Annotated in this window: 12 protein-coding genes and 2 tRNA genes; 3 read left to right on the top strand and 11 right to left on the bottom strand. The window is 40.7% G+C overall.

From position 1 onward, the window contains the following. The coding region (locus tag HZA38_05490; GenBank protein MBI5414934.1) for an S-layer homology domain-containing protein at nt 1-1,547 on the top strand (1,547 nt) is incomplete at its 5' end. 103 nt (nt 1,548-1,650) lie between these two features. Here HZA38_05490 and HZA38_05485 read toward each other — a convergent pair. The 5 genes from HZA38_05485 to HZA38_05465 all read right to left on the bottom strand — a co-directional run bounded on the left by HZA38_05485 (nt 1,651) and on the right by HZA38_05465 (nt 6,489). Then, nucleotides 1,651-3,018: a class II fumarate hydratase gene (locus tag HZA38_05485; protein MBI5414933.1), complete on the bottom strand. Its 1,368-nt coding sequence runs from the start codon at nt 3,016-3,018 to the stop codon at nt 1,651-1,653. Nucleotides 3,019-3,175: 157 nt separating this feature from the next. After that, a complete protein-coding gene (locus HZA38_05480; GenBank protein MBI5414932.1) occupies nt 3,176-3,685 on the bottom strand; it encodes a 50S ribosomal protein L9 in 510 nt (169 codons plus the stop codon). A gap of 52 nt (nt 3,686-3,737) precedes the next feature. Further along, nucleotides 3,738-5,930, bottom strand: coding sequence for a hypothetical protein (locus HZA38_05475; GenBank protein ID MBI5414931.1), 2,193 nt, complete (start codon nt 5,928-5,930; stop codon nt 3,738-3,740). A gap of 21 nt (nt 5,931-5,951) precedes the next feature. Beyond that, nucleotides 5,952-6,182, bottom strand: coding sequence for a preprotein translocase subunit SecG (secG, locus tag HZA38_05470; GenBank protein MBI5414930.1), 231 nt, complete (start codon nt 6,180-6,182; stop codon nt 5,952-5,954). 230 nt (nt 6,183-6,412) lie between these two features. Continuing rightward, nucleotides 6,413-6,489 (bottom strand) — tRNA-Ile (locus HZA38_05465). A gap of 160 nt (nt 6,490-6,649) precedes the next feature. On the opposite strand from HZA38_05465, the gene ald reads away from it, so the two are divergent. Next, the gene (ald, locus tag HZA38_05460) at nt 6,650-7,819 is read left to right on the top strand and encodes an alanine dehydrogenase (protein ID MBI5414929.1); all 1,170 of its coding nucleotides are present in this window, start codon (nt 6,650-6,652) and stop codon (nt 7,817-7,819) included. A gap of 8 nt (nt 7,820-7,827) precedes the next feature. Here the strand turns inward: ald and HZA38_05455 are convergent, their stop codons facing one another. Continuing rightward, a complete protein-coding gene (locus HZA38_05455; GenBank protein MBI5414928.1) occupies nt 7,828-9,249 on the bottom strand; it encodes an MBL fold metallo-hydrolase in 1,422 nt (473 codons plus the stop codon). A 120-nt stretch (nt 9,250-9,369) separates the two neighbouring features. On the opposite strand from HZA38_05455, the gene HZA38_05450 reads away from it, so the two are divergent. Further along, nucleotides 9,370-11,874, top strand: a complete 2,505-nt coding sequence (locus tag HZA38_05450; GenBank protein ID MBI5414927.1) for an MFS transporter — start codon at nt 9,370-9,372, stop codon at nt 11,872-11,874. A gap of 192 nt (nt 11,875-12,066) precedes the next feature. Here the strand turns inward: HZA38_05450 and HZA38_05445 are convergent, their stop codons facing one another. From HZA38_05445 to HZA38_05425, 5 genes are all read right to left on the bottom strand, one after another. Continuing rightward, complete coding sequence (locus tag HZA38_05445; protein ID MBI5414926.1) at nt 12,067-12,657, bottom strand: hypothetical protein; 591 nt, start codon at nt 12,655-12,657, stop codon at nt 12,067-12,069. Between the two features lie 119 nt (nt 12,658-12,776). Further along, a tRNA-Arg gene (locus HZA38_05440) sits at nt 12,777-12,853 on the bottom strand. A 62-nt stretch (nt 12,854-12,915) separates the two neighbouring features. Then, nucleotides 12,916-13,365 (bottom strand): type II secretion system protein, encoded by a 450-nt coding sequence (locus HZA38_05435; protein ID MBI5414925.1) that lies wholly within the window; start codon nt 13,363-13,365, stop codon nt 12,916-12,918. A gap of 30 nt (nt 13,366-13,395) precedes the next feature. Continuing rightward, nucleotides 13,396-15,816: a phosphoenolpyruvate synthase gene (gene ppsA / locus HZA38_05430; GenBank protein ID MBI5414924.1), complete on the bottom strand. Its 2,421-nt coding sequence runs from the start codon at nt 15,814-15,816 to the stop codon at nt 13,396-13,398. Between the two features lie 131 nt (nt 15,817-15,947). Next, nucleotides 15,948-16,520, bottom strand: a complete 573-nt coding sequence (locus HZA38_05425; GenBank protein MBI5414923.1) for a hypothetical protein — start codon at nt 16,518-16,520, stop codon at nt 15,948-15,950. Nucleotides 16,521-16,522: the final 2 nt, after the last annotated feature.

Here is a 16,522-nt window from a genome sequence, read left to right as displayed (position 1 = left end):
TTGATTTGACAGTTGGTGCCTTGGGCAATACAGCCTTTACAGCAGCTGACTTTGCATTTGCCACGGCATCAGGAGTTATTCGAGACGCGGCTAATAATTCGACTGTAGCATTCAACGCGAAAGCGATTACTGATGGGCAAGTTCCGACACTCGTAAGCGCACAGTATCTTGATGTAGGTGGAAACGGAGCAGTAGAAACAATTCGAACAACGTGGTCGGAGGCTGTAACTATGAATGGTTCAGGAGCAGCAGATTGGACAATAACAGCAGGAAGCATTAGCGCTGTTTTTTCTGCAGCTGGTAATGATGCGGCAGCTGGCACAACACTTGATGTGACCGTTACTGCGGATGCAAATGAAACAAGTTCTGCTACTGCTCCAACAATTGCCTATGATAATGATGATGCGAATGGAAGTGTCACAGATGGAACGAATGTTGCTGGGACAAATGCAGCGGTAACTCTAACAGATGGCGCTGGACCAATCATTGTTTCTGCCTCTGCAACAACGCCTTCTCCCAATAATATCCTTGTAAACTTCAGTGAAACCATAAGCAGAGCTCAGCTTCTTGCTGGTGATTTTACGGTAGCAGATGATGCGAGTAATGACTTGGGAACAACTACGGTAGTTGCTGTTGGTGTTGATGGAACAGGAACGGATGCAATAGTAGTAATTACTGGTCCTATTGGTTTCTCAAATGTAGGGACAGATACCATACGATTTTCTGCAGCTGGAGTTGTTGTTGACTCTTCAGCCGGACTTAATGCAAGTGTACAAGTTGCGACTGTTCCGATTACCATTAGTCGAGTTCAAAGTAGCGGAGGTGGAAGTAACCCACCGGCGTCTCCTCCTCCAGCGACTCCAACTCCTCCGCCTGCAGCAACGCCACCACCACCTGTCGTCCCAGATGTGAAGAAAGAAGAAGAGAAGAAGGATGAAGTGAAAAAAGACGACATAAAGAAAGATGAAGGAAAGAAGGAAGAGGGGAAGAAAGATGATAAGAAGAAAGAGCCTTCAAAAACTCCTTTCAAAGATATCGTTGGTCATCTTGCTGAAGCAGCTATTGCCATGCTTTGGGAACAGAAAATTGTTACTGGAAAAACAGCAGTGCTCTTTAAACCAAATGATACCCTTCTTCGTGATGAAATGATTAAGTGGGTTGTTCTTGCATTTAAAATAGACGTTCCAAAAACTATCACCCAAAAGCCATTTAAAGATGTTTCTCCAAAGGATAAATATGCACCGTATATTAGCGCAGCGGTAAGCAAGAAAATTCTCACGGGAAAAAGAAGCTCTGAATTACAACCAAAGAAACCAGTTACTCGAGGAGAAGTCCTAAAAGCAATTCTTATCGCGGCAGGAGTGAATGTTTCCAAAGAATCCACATCTGACTTTAAAGATGTTCCTGTCAAAAATGCACTGAATCCGTATGTCGCTTATGCGGTAAAGAATGGAATTGTTGAAGTGAAGGGAAAGTCGTTCGGACCAAATGTACGAGTAACGAGAGCAGAAGTAGTGATGATGATTGTGAAAGCGCTGGAATTATAAAAATAAATAAAAGCAAAGATTCTTCAGGGAGCCATGCACGAGTTGTGTGGCTCCTTTTTGAATTCCCCCTGTTCCGTCATGCAGGAATGACGAGGTATGAGTATTATGTCATCCTCCTCGGATCGAGAAGCTCTCTCAGTTTTTTTTCTGGAATTTTCGGATGCATTTCTTTCGTCACATCCAAAATAGAACGATTTTCCTTGATTGCTGTTTTGATAATTTTTGCAACATTTTCATATCCGAGCAGGGGATTTAGTGCAGTAGCGAGAATTGGATTTTTATGAAGTAAATCGAGTATTCGATTTTTTCGAACGGTGAGTTTTTCAATGGATTTCCTTGTCCACGTATCACAAGCATTTGTGAGGAGAGTAATGGATTCGAGGAGTGCATGAGCCGTTACGGGCAGCGCGGTATTCAATTCGAAATTTCCAGACTGAGCTGCGAGTTCGATGGTCAAATCATTTCCGAGAACTTTCATAGCGGTCATGATGACCGATTCTTCAATCACCGGATTTACTTTTCCCGGCATAATGGATGATCCCGGCTGGAGCGCAAAGAGTTGAATTTCTCCAAGTCCGGCATTCGGACCGGAATTCATCCAGCGAATATCATTCGCGATTTTTATAAGTTCTGTAGCAAGTATTTTGAGCTCAGTATGCATTTCGTGAACTGCACCAATACTCGCCTGAGCCTCAAAATGATTCTTTGCTTCAAAAAATTCCTGCTTCGTAAGTTTGGAAAGTTCCTCCGCAAACATTTTTCCAAATTTTGGATGCGTATTTATTCCTGTTCCCACCGCCGTTCCGCCTTGAGGAAGTTCGCGAAGCCTCTTTAGTGAATCCTGAATTCGCTCTCTCGAAAGTTCCATCTGCCTTTCATATCCGCTGAACCGTTGTCCCAGAGTAATCGCAGTTGCGTCCATGAGGTGCGTCCTTCCAGTGGTAATCACGTACCGATATTCTTTCGATTTTTTTTGAAATGCTTTCTCAAGAGTGTGAAGAGCTGGCAACAATTTTTTCGTTATCATCAGAACCCCCGCAATTCGAATTGCCGTCGGAATAACATCATTCGAACTTTGTCCCAGATTTACATGGTCATTTGGATGAATCTTCAATTTTGAAATCTGCATCGCCCGATTCGCGATCACCTCATTTGCATTCATATTTGTTGATGTTCCCGATCCCGTTTGAAAAATATCGAGAGGAAATTCCGCATCCCATTTCCCCTGAAGAACTTCTTCTGTTGCTTTTTGAATTGCTTCAAAAATACGTTTGTCGAGAAGTTTCAGTGAAAAATTCACCTGAGCAGCCACGAGTTTTACCATTCCCAGTGCTGCAATAAAATCTCGGGAAAACCGGATCCCGCTCATTTGAAAATTCCGAACAGCACGTTCCGTTTGAGCTCCATACAAAGCATTTTTCGGAACTTTTATTTCCCCCATTGCGTCTTTTTCTGTTCGAAACTCAGGCATAGAAAAAGAATAATTTTAAATTTTAAATTTTGAATTTTAAATTATTTTTCAAACATTTTTCACTTCACTCTTGAGTTCTCTATTCATCTAAAATTTAGCCATTCGGCTCTGAGGAGCCTCAGGCTCTCGAAGAGAATCTAAAATCTAAAATCAACTCCTACTTTTTCACCGTTTTCTTCGCTGCCACTTTTTTCACCGTCTTCTTTTCGGTCTTATCTTCCTCCTTCCCCTGCACTTCAATTTTCAGAGGAACAGCGACTCCTTCGTACAAGTTGAGAATAACTTCATATGTTCCCACTTCCTTAATGTGAGATTTCATTTCTATCTGTTTTTTCTCTACTTCGATCTTTGCCTGTTTTTTGAGAGCTTGAGCAATGTCAGTCTCAGAAACGGATCCATACAAATGTTTCCCCGTAGAGATTTTTTCCACAAAAGTGAGAGTAGTCCCTATGAGACTCTTCGCAATATCGCTTGCTTTTGAAGCAATTTCCGCTTTCGATTTTATTCGTTCTGCTTGGACCTTTTTGGCATGAAGCATTGCCTCAGTATCGGCTGCCACAGCAAATTTCTTTGGAATTAAAAAATTACGCGCATATCCATGAGATACTTCCAAAATATCTCCTCGGTATCCTAATTTTTTTACATCAGAAGTGAGTACAACTTTCATAACCAAAAATGAAAAAGAAAAAATAATTAAAATGAAAAAGAAAAAATACGCATCAATTCCCGAAAATTTGTGAGAAAAACCAAGGAAAGAAATCGAGCCATCCTGATCCAGGACGGAATGAACGTGCTTCACGAATGTACCATTGCTCTATATCGGAAAATCTGTCTGGTACGAGCGCCATGCCTTTAATATCGACATTCTGAATCTTTGGGTCGATGGGCATTGTGTAATATGGGCTCAGAAGAAACACGGCGGGAACATCAGTTTTTATAAGATCGCGAAGCTTTTTCAGCCGATCAAGTCTCAGCTCTCCATCATGAGATTGTCTGATCTCCTCCAGCAAAACTCCCGCTTCAAAACTTTTATATTTGGAGAGATTTGACCCTGTGTCTCCCTGGCTATAGTGCCAGAACGGAAAAGCGTCAAGATTGTAGCCCATGTTCTCGCCGTAAAGCAAGAGATCATAATCTTTCCGCACGAGAGCCCGCTCTGCAAAATTCTCCTGAGTCAGAACTTCAACGTTGAGTTCAATTCCGACATCAGCCCACTCTTTCTTGAGGTTTTCTGCAATAATCGGATAAAAACTTGGAGTATCTACTGTAACGAGATCAAAGACAAGAGGTTTTCCTTCTTTGTCTCGACGAATATTGTCTGGAATTTGGACGGAAGGCACTTCGGATTCCTTCGGCGGAGTACCTTCTGGAGATGGAGGTATTCCATCATTGTCCTTCGCATCTTTTTTCGTGACTTCTGGAATTTTCTCCCCAAAATAAACACGAATATCCTCTTCATCAATTTTTCCATCCTTTCCAAAAAATTCTACATGGTACACATTCTCTCCTTTCTTGAGTGTTCCAATATCCGATGATATCCGATACGAAAAGCGTTCGCTCGAAGAATCAAAAAGTTGGAGGAAATACCCATTTACAGAAACACGAATTGTGCTCGCGGGAAATGTCCCCAAAAGATAGTCATCAGTGAGACTCGTTTGTACTTCAGGCGTATCACCTGGATGATATATAAAGCGCAATTTTTTAGGAGTTTCTCCTTGTGGAGGAGGTTCTTGAGGAGGCGTCTCTTCGGCTTTTGCAGGAACTGGTTCCGGAGGAGTGCTCGCTAAGAGAAACCATCCTGAATCTTTAAGAGCACCAGCCGCTTTTACGGGGTCGTATTCAAAGAGCCATTCAGAGGTATCCGTTTCGAGGAGTGGCGTATCAATTCTTTTTCCTGAAACTTTCGTGAGAATTTCTTCTTTATTCGTAGCGAGTTGGAGTGCTAAACGAACACTTTGATTTCCCGTTCCTGCGAGTTTTGGCGAATCCATATTGATAAAGACAGCAACATACTGAGGAAGAGTAAAATCTCGGAGCGTATAGCCATCATTTTGTGAAAGAAAGTCATATTCGTTCTTAATTTTTGGATAGAGTGCGTTGAGTCCACTCGTATTTTTCGCAAGAATTTCATTGTTTGGATAGAGCTTGAACTGGAGAAATGATATTTTTGGTTTCCCGCCAATATATTCCGGAAAAGCTTCCAGATCGATAACCGCACTTTCCTTGTCATCAGAGTAGGAAATTTTGGAGAAACGATACGGTCCTGCTCCGATAGGATTCAAATTGAAATCATCAAGCGCAATATTCTCAGGGGGAGTAAGTTCAAGAATATGTTTTGGAACAAGTCCAATAGTAAAATTCGTCAGAAAAAATTTATAAGGTTTCGGAAGTGTGAAACTTATGGTGCGATCATCCACTTTTTCTATAACAATGCCGATAAATGTATCACGCAGGCTTGAATTGGGGAAAAGCGGATTTTGAATGAGTGTTTGATAGGTGAAAATAACATCATCAGCAGTAATCGGAATAGAGTCATGCCACTTCACTCCTTCTTTAAGAGTAAATACATATTTTTTCTTGTCTTCGGAAAGGGTATGACTTGCGAGATGATCAATAATTTCCCCCGTCTTTGCCTCAAATTTCATAAGTCCGGCAAAGATTACTCGAGAGATGCTCGCTTCCACTGAACCAGCCTTACTGTTTGCTGTCACAAGAAGTGGATTCAGCACAAATCCTTGATCAATCGTTCGAACATCCCCTTCAATAAAAGTCCCGCCCTCTGCGGCGAATGCAATGGTATGGTCTTTATAAAAATTCCACAAAAGACCTGCTGACGAGAAAATAAATACGAAAGCAAGGGCAGCCAAGAGAGCCTTTTGTGTCTTCGAAAAGTGCCAAAAGATTCTTTTCATGTGAAGGAAGAGATCAAAGTACTATCCTCTTGGAAGAAACGCGAAAACAAGTGCGTTCATGGCAAAAATAAAAGCCAAAACCACTGTTGCTCGAAAAAGGAATTTTTCCACGCCCCGTCTCGTCGCATAAAACTCACCACCTCCGCTGCCGGCAATTCCTCCCGAGAGCCCCTCTCCTCTACTTTGCAGGAGAATAAAAAGCCCCATAAAGATAGAGGTAACGACTTGAATAACTAAAAGCGTTGTTTCCATAATATTTCCTAAAAAAATCGATGATAAGGATACGGAATTTCTTCAAATGTTGCAAGCAAGGGGGAGGGGAAAATTTTTTTAAAAACCTGCTCCCAATTTCTTACAATAATGCCCTTCGACTTCGGCTTCGGCAAGCTCAGCCTCCGCTCAGGGCATTCGACTCTTTTTCCACAACTATTTCATCTTGGTCGAAGACCATGAGCGAGTCCGCCTAAGGCGGACGAGTCGAATGGTGGACCTGGGAAGACTTGAACTTCCGACCTCACGATTATCAGTCGTGCGCTCTAACCAACTGAGCTACAGGTCCAAAACGTGATGCTCCAAGGATGTGCGCCTCATTCTTCTGAGTTTTTTTAAAAAATGCAAGAGAATTTCTTTTTATTTTTTCTTGTTTTTTTGGCAATTTTCCTTCTACAATCTCGGCGAACTTTACTTCGAGTAATTTTTATTCTTTTATTATTTTCCCCATGAGTTCTCCTAAAATTATTGGAACAATTGCTGAGATTAAGGATAATGAAAATCGAGTCGGCATTACTCCTGAAGGAGTGAAGAAATTAGTAGAGGATGGTCACCGTGTTTTTGTACAAAGACATGCAGGAAAAGGCGCTGGTTTTCATGATCACGAATATATTGCAGCTGGAGCCGAAATAAGAATAACGCCTGAAGAAATAGTTCCTGCAGTTGATATTCTCGTGAAGGTAAAAGAGCCACTGGAATCAGAATACCCGTTGCTCGGTCATATGAATGGAAAAACGCTGTTTACGTATCTCCATCTTTCTGCTGCTCCGAAGGCTCTTACAGAGAGGCTTCTCGAATGCGAAATATCAGGAATTGCCTATGAAACGGTAGAAGACACACATGGAAAACTCCCGCTTCTCTCGCCCATGAGTGAAATTGCAGGAGTGCTTTCCGTGCAATATGGAGCGGAATATTTGCAAAGAAAATATGGGGGAAGAGGAAAGACTCTTGGAGAAATAAAGAATACAAGTCGTGCAAGGGTTGTGGTCTATGGCGCAGGAATTGTCGGAAAAACAGCTACAAAATCAGCTGCAGGACTCGGAAGTTTGGTAACACTTTTTGACATTAATGAGATCTCTCTTCGTGAGGCAGAAAAAGAGGTAAAGGCGTATCTCGGAGAACATCTCTCAAAAAACGTCACTTTTGAAAAACCAGAACATAAAGTTGCATGTGCGGCTTTGGCAGAGGCAGATCTTCTCATTGGAGGAGTGCTTGTTGCCGGAACTCGTGCTCCAAAAGTAGTTTCGGAAGAGCAGATTCACCTGATGAAAGAAGGGTCAGTGGTTGTAGATGTGTCTATTGACCAAGGAGGTTGCGTTTGGGGATCAAAAGCGACAACGCACAGCAAGCCTATTTTTGAACTGGATGGGAAAATTTATTGTTGTGTTGCAAATATGCCGGGACAAGTGGCACATCAATCTACACAGGCACTCACCAGTGCGACGCTTCCCTATATTGAAAAACTTGCAAATCAAGGAGGAGAAAAGGCGCTTCTCGCAGATGCGCACTTTTTGAAAGGACTCAATACCTACCGTGGTCATATCACTTATGAATCCGTCGCGAAAGATCTGCAAATGATAGAAAAATATGTTCCAGCAAAAGACGCTCTTCACTCGTAAATTTGGATTTATACACTACTTAAGAGTGTCTCTGGATCAAGAACATCTCCCATTTTGGGGATTTCTATTATCCATTTTGGATTCACTTTCCGGAGGCGTTTTAAGAGCCCTTCGCTTTGAGATATTTCTCCATGTACAATAAAAATGCAGGAAAGACCATTAACTTTTTGAATAAAGGAAACAAGGTCATTTGCATCACCATGCCCTGAGTATCCATTGAGAATTTTTACGTCTGCACGGAGCCTCAGCATTTCTCCAAATACTTTGATGAAAGGTCTTCGCTCAACAATTCTCCTTCCTAATGTGTGTTCTGCTTGATATCCCACGATAAGAATGGTGTTTTTTGGGTCTTCTACGCTATTTCTGAGATGATGACGAATTCGTCCAGCTTCGCACATTCCTGATGCCGAGATAATAATGCATGGTCCCTGATGAAAATTCAGAGCCTTTGATTCATCGACTGAACGAGTGTATTTTAAGTATCCAAGGCATTGGAATGGATCCTCGGCCACATTCAAAAAGTCTTTTCGGGTTTGTTCGTCATAACATTCTGGATGCGACTGAAAAATTTTTGTGAGATTTGTGGCAAGCGGGGAATCAACGTAAATAGGAATTTTTGGGGTGCGATTTTCTTTGTAGAGCATATGGAGGTCGTACACTATTTCTTGTGTTCGTTCGAGAGAAAAGGACGGAATAATAATTTTTCCTCCTTTTTGAGCTGTTTCAGAAACCACCTTTCCCATTTCTCCTCGCATTTCTGGGAATGGCTCGTGGAATCGATCTCCATAAGTACTTTCTGTGATAATGTAATTTGCTGAGTCGGGGGCTTCAGGATCTCGCAAAATAACTTTTCCTTCTCTCCCGAGATCACCAGTAAATATAAGGCGTTTTTCTTTCCCATTTTCAAGAAAATCGAGAAGAATAACAGCTGATCCAAGAACATGTCCGGCATCATAAAATGTGCAAAAAATACCGGGAAGAACTTCAAAGCGCTCATGGTATTTTTTCCCAACAAGCAGCGTGCTAGATTTTTCCGCATCTTCCATTGTATAAAGCGGTTCTATAGGGATTTCTGGTTGGAGACTTTTTTGGTGCTTTAAGAAGAATTCAGCGTCACTTTCTTGGATGTGTGCAGAATCGAGAAGCATAAGCAGAGTGAGGTCTTTTGTGGCGTCAGTGCAATAAATTTTCTTGGTGTACCCATTCTTTACAAGCCCAGGAATATTTCCGGAATGATCAATATGAGCATGTGAAAGGATCATGGCATCAATTGATTTTGGGTCGAATGAAAAATACTTGTTCATTTCATACGAAAGCTTTCGTTTCCCCTGAAAGAATCCACAGTCGAGCAAGATGTTTTTCCCGTTTATTTCAATGAGATGTTTTGATCCGGTAACTCCATGTGCAGCACCATGAAAGTGAATTTTCATTGATTCCGATAAAAGTGTGAAAATATCATGCTTTATTCTACTCAACGTTCTTTTTCTTTCCAAAATAATCAGGAGTATTTCGTTTTCAAAAATATATAAATATGCTATAATGTCACATAGATGGAACCTTTTCCAAACCAGATAAAAACAAAAATTCTTTCATTTTTCGGGCAATTCTTCGTAAACAGGCTTTTAAACCTCGCAAAACACGAGTGGGGCAGAGTAGTTTCTGCTTGGTTTTTGAGATTTTTCACTCAAATTGCTACCGTTTTGGGATTTACGCTCCTTACCGTGTTTTTTATAGAGAAAAATGGGATTCCCCGCTTACCGATGCTCTTTATCTTACAATCACTTTTTGCCATAACAGGAACACTGCTGTTTTCTGAAATATTGAAAAAAGTATCAAAAAATATACTTTTTCTTACTTCAAGCCTTCTTGGAGCCATTTTCCTCATAATTGCATTCTTTTTGCAGGAGAATGTGAATACGTTTTGGCTCCTTCTCCTCGCAACATTTTCCATTTTTTTGGGGCAAATGAACATTTTGCTCCTTCTCTTTATTGAAGAGCTCTTTAGTCCGCTTGAGAGTGAGAGAACATTTCCCATAGTGGAATCCGCCGAACCGCTCGGCACGCTTTTTTCAGGACTTATTGCCGTGATAGGAATTTCTCTTTTTGGTTTTCATGTTTCACAGCTTCTCGTTTTGTGGGCTGGAATTATGGGCGCTATTGTTCCCATATTTTTGCTTCTCGAAAGAAAACTGAGACCAGTTCCTATTCCAAAATCCAAGGCGCACATTCGTGAAAAAAACTCAAAGAAAGAAGAATTTGAAGAAATGATCGAATACGTAAAAAATATTCCTTTTTTAAAAGGGCTTCTGGTGGTTATATTTCTCCATTGGTTTGGATCTAATTTCATCGAATTTCAGTTCACAAAAGCAATTAATTTAGAATTTGTCCAAAACGCAAAACATCTCGGAGAATCCTATCAAGAAGTCGATGCTCTTGCTGAAGGATTCGGATCCTATCAGATTATCATTTCTGTCTTGTTTCTTCTTTCTGAAATTATTCTTGCGAGTCGAGTTCTCAAACACTTGGGTCTCATGAGGAGCATTCTTCTCCATCCGCTCACTTCATTTTTTGCCGCCGTATCGATGTTTTTTCGATACAACTTTTTTACTGCGGTTGGAGCAAAGGCAACATATGAAATTATTGGAGGACTCAAGAAAAATGCCTATAACGCCTCATTTTATGCATTACGTCCAAAAGTACGGGAACTTGCTAAAGAGTTTCTGGAAGGGATTGCGCGTCCGATGGGAATGATGGCGGGAACAGTTGTCCTCCTCCTCATACAAAAAATATTTCCTCAGGAATGGGGTGATCACCTCATTGCAGGAACTCTTATGATCGTTTTTCTCATCATGTTTTTTGAGGCTTACAAACTCCGAAAAAAATACACTTTTCTGGCAAAAAAGAGTTTGGAAACACAAGGAAATATTCCTGAAAAATTTGATGCCATTGAAATCTTAGCCCAAAATGGACATGATAGCGCAACTTCACACCTTATTAAATCACTTTTGTACCGCAAAGAAAGACCAGAAGTACAAATAAAAATTTTGAGAACCCTCGGAATGCTTCGAGACCCAATGGCAATTCCGGAAATTCTCAAGTTTTTGCATCATGAAAAAAAGGAGGTGCAGCTTGCTGCAGTACAGGCGATTGGACGCTATGACAACCTTGCAAATACTCCGGAAACAGATACGTTTTCTGAGTATCGTGTTGTAGAAGCTCTGAAATCTCTGATTTTTACAAGTACATCAAAACAGCTCAAATCAGAGGTGATACTGCTTTTTAAAAATATAAAAAAGAGCAGTGTGGTTCCTTTTCTTCTCGAACTTCTTCAGTCTTCAGATCCGAAAATTCGATCAGATGCCGTACACGTTTGTAGTCTTTTTCATGATTATTCTAGCGCTTATTATTTGGAAAAATGTCTTGATGATCCCCATCCAATGGTTCGGGCGAATGCGCTTATCGCTCTTTGGAAATTTATACCATATCGTCTGCGGCTTCTTCTGCGCCTCAATGAGATGCTGAGGAGCGCTGATCCAGAGGTTGTGGTAAATGCGGTGTACGCTGTTGGGGAAATATCCCTTAAAGAAGAGATTTCAAAATTGAAAGAGATGCTGGAACATCCGAACGCAGATATTCGTCTCCATGCTGCGATAGCTATTGCAAAACTGGGAGATGCCTCGTCTGTAAAGTACATTGTAGATGCTCTTTTGTCTTCTTCAAAAGAGACAATGACAAAAATTCTTCGACTGGTAGAGGAAATTGATGACGGAATAAAAAGTATTATCATGAGGAGTCTTACTCAGAGAATTTCAGAAGAGGTATTCTCTGTTCTTAAAAAAGCACGGACCCCAATTTTAGAAGATATGGAGGAGGATATTTTAAAGGAACTTCTCCATGCCTACACTATTCTGAAAGAGGAACAATACACACTCATGATTACGGATATTCTTGAGAAAAAATCATCTCAAAAAAAATTCGAACGTGATAAAAAAGCACAAGAAAAAGAAGAACGTGAATGTCTCCAGGAAATTTCTCTGGAAGAACTCTGCACATAATATTACTACCGATTCGCTTTAGAAATATTGCGGATATATTCCTTCAGGTGAGAAGCAGTAGGCGCTAAGCAATCAGCAGTAAGCTTAATTTTTTCAATACTTATTGCCTATTGCTTATTGCTTCCCTGTTCTTATTTGCATATAAGAAAATATACAGCATTTTTATTGAGAACTGGGATCAGTTGTCGGCAGTCAGGAAAGAAAAAAGTACTTAGAGACAACTATTTCCAACTCATTTTGAGAAAAAAAAATAGCTGGGGGATACGCAGAGTATTTATCGAGACCAAATTCATGTAGTAGTTTTTTTTGCCAGACCGAGTATGCGCCTAAGAGTACGATAATGAGAAGTGCAATAATGATAACAATACTGGCATGTTCTTGCTTTCGTGAAATATGATGAAAAAATTGTTTCCTTTCCCACAATAAAAACATCAGAAGAATGGTATCTATAATGAGCGGAATTGCGGCGAATACATCAATGAGGAGCATTGACACCAAATTTCCGAGAGTGACGAGGTAAAATTGGATAAATGCCGCTATAAATGCCCATTTTTTTCGCTTTTGCAATGCCCGAGCGACAGCGAAATCAAGAAACCCGATGCTGAGACAAAAAATTCCAAGCACGATACGGTGCCACAGAAACTGATTTTCAGGGATACTCCATTCTGCACTCTGAAATGCATGAATTACCCAGCCCAAATTAAAAGCTCCTGCAATAAACCCAAACACGCCGCCAATAAGGAGAGCAATGGCGACGATGTGAATTTTTACACTGCTTCTCATAGGCACATGTGAAATAGAAGCTTCTCCACAATGCTATGAGTTTCAAAAGAAGAAGTCAAACTCTTGGAGTTGCACGTTTATGGTATTTTTGTTCCTACTGATTCGAAGCTAGGTATGTCTGGTGCCCGCGGAGGGACTCGAACCCCCAACCTACTGGTTCGAAGCCAGGAACTCTATCCAATTGAGCTACGCGGGCACGCTTCGAACGCGGCAGGAATCTTCTCAGAAAAAATATAATTGTGCAACGGAAATAAGAGATCATCGAGTTATTTCAATCGTTTCACCATTTTCTGCAAGAGGAGCGGTTACGGTAATTTTCCCATCATCTGTTATACGAATTTTATATCCAACTCCATGCTCAAAAAAACCTTTTGGATCAACTGGGATTTTTTCTAAATATTTTTTCTCAGAAAAAAGCACTCCTAAATCGACAAGATTACGACATTCTTCACCAGAAATATCACAAATTTCTCTTAACTCTGAAGAAATATTTTCGGGAAAACGTCCCTCATGTTCTAATGCATACTTGTAGACGGCAAGAATAATGTCATTAATTTCCTCTTGTCTCTCAGAATTTCGTGATTCCGAAACTTGCTTCCCCGGATTGATGATAAAAACAACAATCCCAATGAGCACAGAAATTCCGGCGATGATGAGTATCATTTCGAGAACTGTAAATCCTTGATTCCATAATCTTTTTCTCTGCATATCGAAGGAAATAAGAATATTTTTCAGATTTTACGAATTTCTCGTGGTGAGGTCGAGAGTCGTTTTGATAATCGTATCAGGATTCAGGGAAATACTATCAATTCCGGCATCGGCGAGAAATCTTGCAAATTCCGGATAATCGCTTGGAGCTTGCCCGCAAATACCAATTTTTCTTTTATTCTTCTTGGCGATAGAAATAACACTTCGAATCAGTATTTTTACGGCGTCATTTCGTTCATCATAGACATGACTCACGAGAGCGGAATCACGGTCAACTCCCAAAGTTAACTGAGTAAGATCGTTCGATCCGATAGAAAATCCATCAAAAATCTTGGAGAATTCATCTGCGAGAATGACATTACTCGGAATTTCGCACATGACATACACCTCAAGTCCTTTTTTCCCACGTTCAAGTCCATTTTTTGCGAGCTCCTTCATCACATTTTCTCCCTCTTCGATGGTTCGACAGAAGGGGATCATAATTTTCACATTCGTAAGTCCCATTTCTTCGCGAACTTTTCGAAGAGCTTTGCACTCGAGAGCAAATGCGTCACGATATTTTGGATCATAATATCTGCTCGCACCTCTCCACCCAATCATGGGATTTTCTTCATGTGGTTCGTATTCTGCTCCACCGATGAGATTTGCGTATTCATTACTTTTAAAGTCACTCATTCGGACAATAACATCTTTTGGATAAAATGCAGCGCCAATCGTTCCCACTCCCTCTGCAAGTTTATCGACGAAAAAATCAGACTTATTTTTATATCCACGCGTAAGATCATCAATTTGTTTTATCACATGGCGATCAGTCAGTTTTTTGTAATTAAGAAGCGCAAGCGGATGAATTTGAATTGCCGAGTTAATAATAAATTCAAGCCGAGCAAGTCCCACCCCATCGTTTGGAATAAATGAATTTTCAAATGCAATTTCTGGATTTCCGATATTCATCATGATTTTTACTTTTGGTTTTTTCAAATTTTTCAGATCAGTTTTTTTCACCGTGAATTTCAAAAGACCGTCATACACATTTCCTGTTTCACCTTCACACGCTACCGTGACTTTCTGTTTATTCTTAATGACACGAGTAGCGGTATTTGTTCCAACGACACACGGAATTCCAAGCTCACGAGAAACGATAGCGGCATGACATGTTCTTCCTCCACGGTTGGTAACAATCGCAGAAGCAATTTTCATAATTGGAACCCAGTCAGGATCGGTCATGTCTGTTACAAGAACGTCTCCTGCCTCAAATTTCGTAATCTCATTTGGATGGAGAATAACGCTTGCTCTTCCAGATGCAATCTTCCCGCCAACAGGAGCGCCTTGAGCCAAAATGGGCCCTTTCTGCTGAAGTTTATATTCTTCGAGAACCGTAAGATCTTTTCGAGATTGTACTGTCTCGGGACGAGCTTGGACGATGTAGAGTTCCTCCGTAATTCCATCCTTCGCCCATTCCATATCCATTGGCTTAAAGTGCTTCGCCTCTTGACTGTAATGATCTTCAATAATGGCTGCCCACTTTGCAAGAGTCAAAACGTCTTCATCGGAAACACAAAATCGCATACGGTCATCTTTTGGAACGGGAATATTTTTTGTGGGAGATTTACTGCCCCCTGCTGAATACACCATTTTTATCTGTTTTTCTCCGATTTTTCTGTTGATGATTGGTCTATATCCACTTTTAAGAGTCGGTTTAAAAACATAGAATTCATCAGGATTCACGGCGCCCTGCACGACATTTTCTCCAAGTCCATACGCTGCCGTGATAAATACTGCTTCACGAAATCCCGTCTCTGTATCGATACTGAACATGACTCCAGAAGTTCCGACGTCCGACCTCACCATTTTTTGTACAGCGATAGAAAGTCCGATGGAAAAATGATCATATCCTTTCTCCGCTCGATACGCGATAGCACGATCAGTGAAGAGTGAAGCGAAACACCGTTTGCACGCATCAAGGAGAGCAAAATTTCCGCGAATATTCAAAAACGTTTCCTGCTGTCCGGCAAAAGAAGCATCCGGCAAATCTTCTGCTGTTGCTGACGAACGAACCGCAACATCACAATTTTTCCCATACATTTTTTCCATTTTTTTGTACGAAGCAAGTATTTCTTCCACGAGATCAGATGGAAATTCTGTATGAAGAATAAGAGATCTCGCCTGATGCCCACGAAGCTGGAGATCCTCAATGTCATGGACATCAAGTCCTTTCAATACTTTTTCCAATTTTTTTTTCACATCAGCCTTTTCGAGAAGATAATGATATGCGTATGCCGTTATTGCAAATCCATTCGGAATGTTCACCCGCTTTCGCGTCAACTTTTGATACATTTCTCCGAGAGAAGCATTTTTTCCTCCTACGAGCGGAACATCCGAAATTCCAAGTTCCTTAAACCAGAGCACAAGGGCAGTGTTGCGCTTTTTTCGGGAGAAGAGTTTTTCAAGCATAGAAACATGTGTAAAAGTACGACCCCGATTCTATCACAAATCGAGTTCGTGAAAAGAAAAGTCTGAACATTCGCAGGCAATTACACGTGACGAATTTCGAAAAAGTTTTGAATATATAATCTAGAATTTTTTCATTCTGTATTCCCGAGAATCATGAGTGGTTCGAGGGATTCAGTGTCGAGAATATTTCTGAGATCACCATTATACTCAATGAGAACAAAGGTGTGACCATCTGTGCGCGCATCGAAAAAAGAAAGGGCAACAGTTTCAGAAGATTTTTTAGAGAACGTGATTTTTCCTAATGAAATTTCTGAAGCAGAATTTTTTTGAGGATCAAGAGAAACACCAATTTTTACAATCCCATTTTCATTATCAATCGTATCTTCTCCCGGAGCTGCAAGTACAATGTTCTCCGCAAACGCAATATTTTTTCCCTCAACAATTTTTGGAGGAAAATTTACCCATGCCCGAACACTTTCAATTTTTTGCAGCGAAGGATTTTTGAGCAAAATTTCAACTTCAGAAGTTTCGGCGGTATTTGAAAGAGTTTGAAGCGTAAGAGAAACATCTTTTTTGAGATTTCGTTCTGCTTCAATGAGCTTTATAAGTGCATCTCCCGAAGTATTTTTTTTCGGAAGTAGTGCACAACCTGATCCAAAAACAACGAGAGAAACAATCGAAAGTGCTGCGAGAAATCGTTTCATCA

The sequence above is a fragment of the Candidatus Peregrinibacteria bacterium genome (genome assembly GCA_016220175.1).
Classification (GTDB): domain Bacteria; phylum Patescibacteriota; class Gracilibacteria; order CAIRYL01; family CAIRYL01; genus JACRHZ01.
Note: the sequence above shows the minus strand (reverse complement) of the source record. Positions and strands in the feature narration are given on the sequence as shown.

Excerpts from the sequence above, each read along its gene's own strand:
- HZA38_05485 (MBI5414933.1), bottom strand. The coding sequence starts at position 3,018 with ATGCCTGAGTTTCGAACAGAAAAAGACGCAATGGGGGAAATAAAAGTT.
- HZA38_05480 (MBI5414932.1), bottom strand. The coding sequence starts at position 3,685 with ATGAAAGTTGTACTCACTTCTGATGTAAAAAAATTAGGATACCGAGGA.
- HZA38_05475 (MBI5414931.1), bottom strand. The coding sequence starts at position 5,930 with ATGAAAAGAATCTTTTGGCACTTTTCGAAGACACAAAAGGCTCTCTTG.
- secG (MBI5414930.1), bottom strand. The coding sequence starts at position 6,182 with ATGGAAACAACGCTTTTAGTTATTCAAGTCGTTACCTCTATCTTTATG.
- ald (MBI5414929.1), top strand. The coding sequence starts at position 6,650 with ATGAGTTCTCCTAAAATTATTGGAACAATTGCTGAGATTAAGGATAAT.
- HZA38_05455 (MBI5414928.1), bottom strand. The coding sequence starts at position 9,249 with ATGAAAATTCACTTTCATGGTGCTGCACATGGAGTTACCGGATCAAAA.
- HZA38_05450 (MBI5414927.1), top strand. The coding sequence starts at position 9,370 with ATGGAACCTTTTCCAAACCAGATAAAAACAAAAATTCTTTCATTTTTC.
- HZA38_05445 (MBI5414926.1), bottom strand. The coding sequence starts at position 12,657 with ATGAGAAGCAGTGTAAAAATTCACATCGTCGCCATTGCTCTCCTTATT.
- HZA38_05435 (MBI5414925.1), bottom strand. The coding sequence starts at position 13,365 with ATGCAGAGAAAAAGATTATGGAATCAAGGATTTACAGTTCTCGAAATG.
- ppsA (MBI5414924.1), bottom strand. The coding sequence starts at position 15,816 with ATGCTTGAAAAACTCTTCTCCCGAAAAAAGCGCAACACTGCCCTTGTG.
- HZA38_05425 (MBI5414923.1), bottom strand. The coding sequence starts at position 16,520 with ATGAAACGATTTCTCGCAGCACTTTCGATTGTTTCTCTCGTTGTTTTT.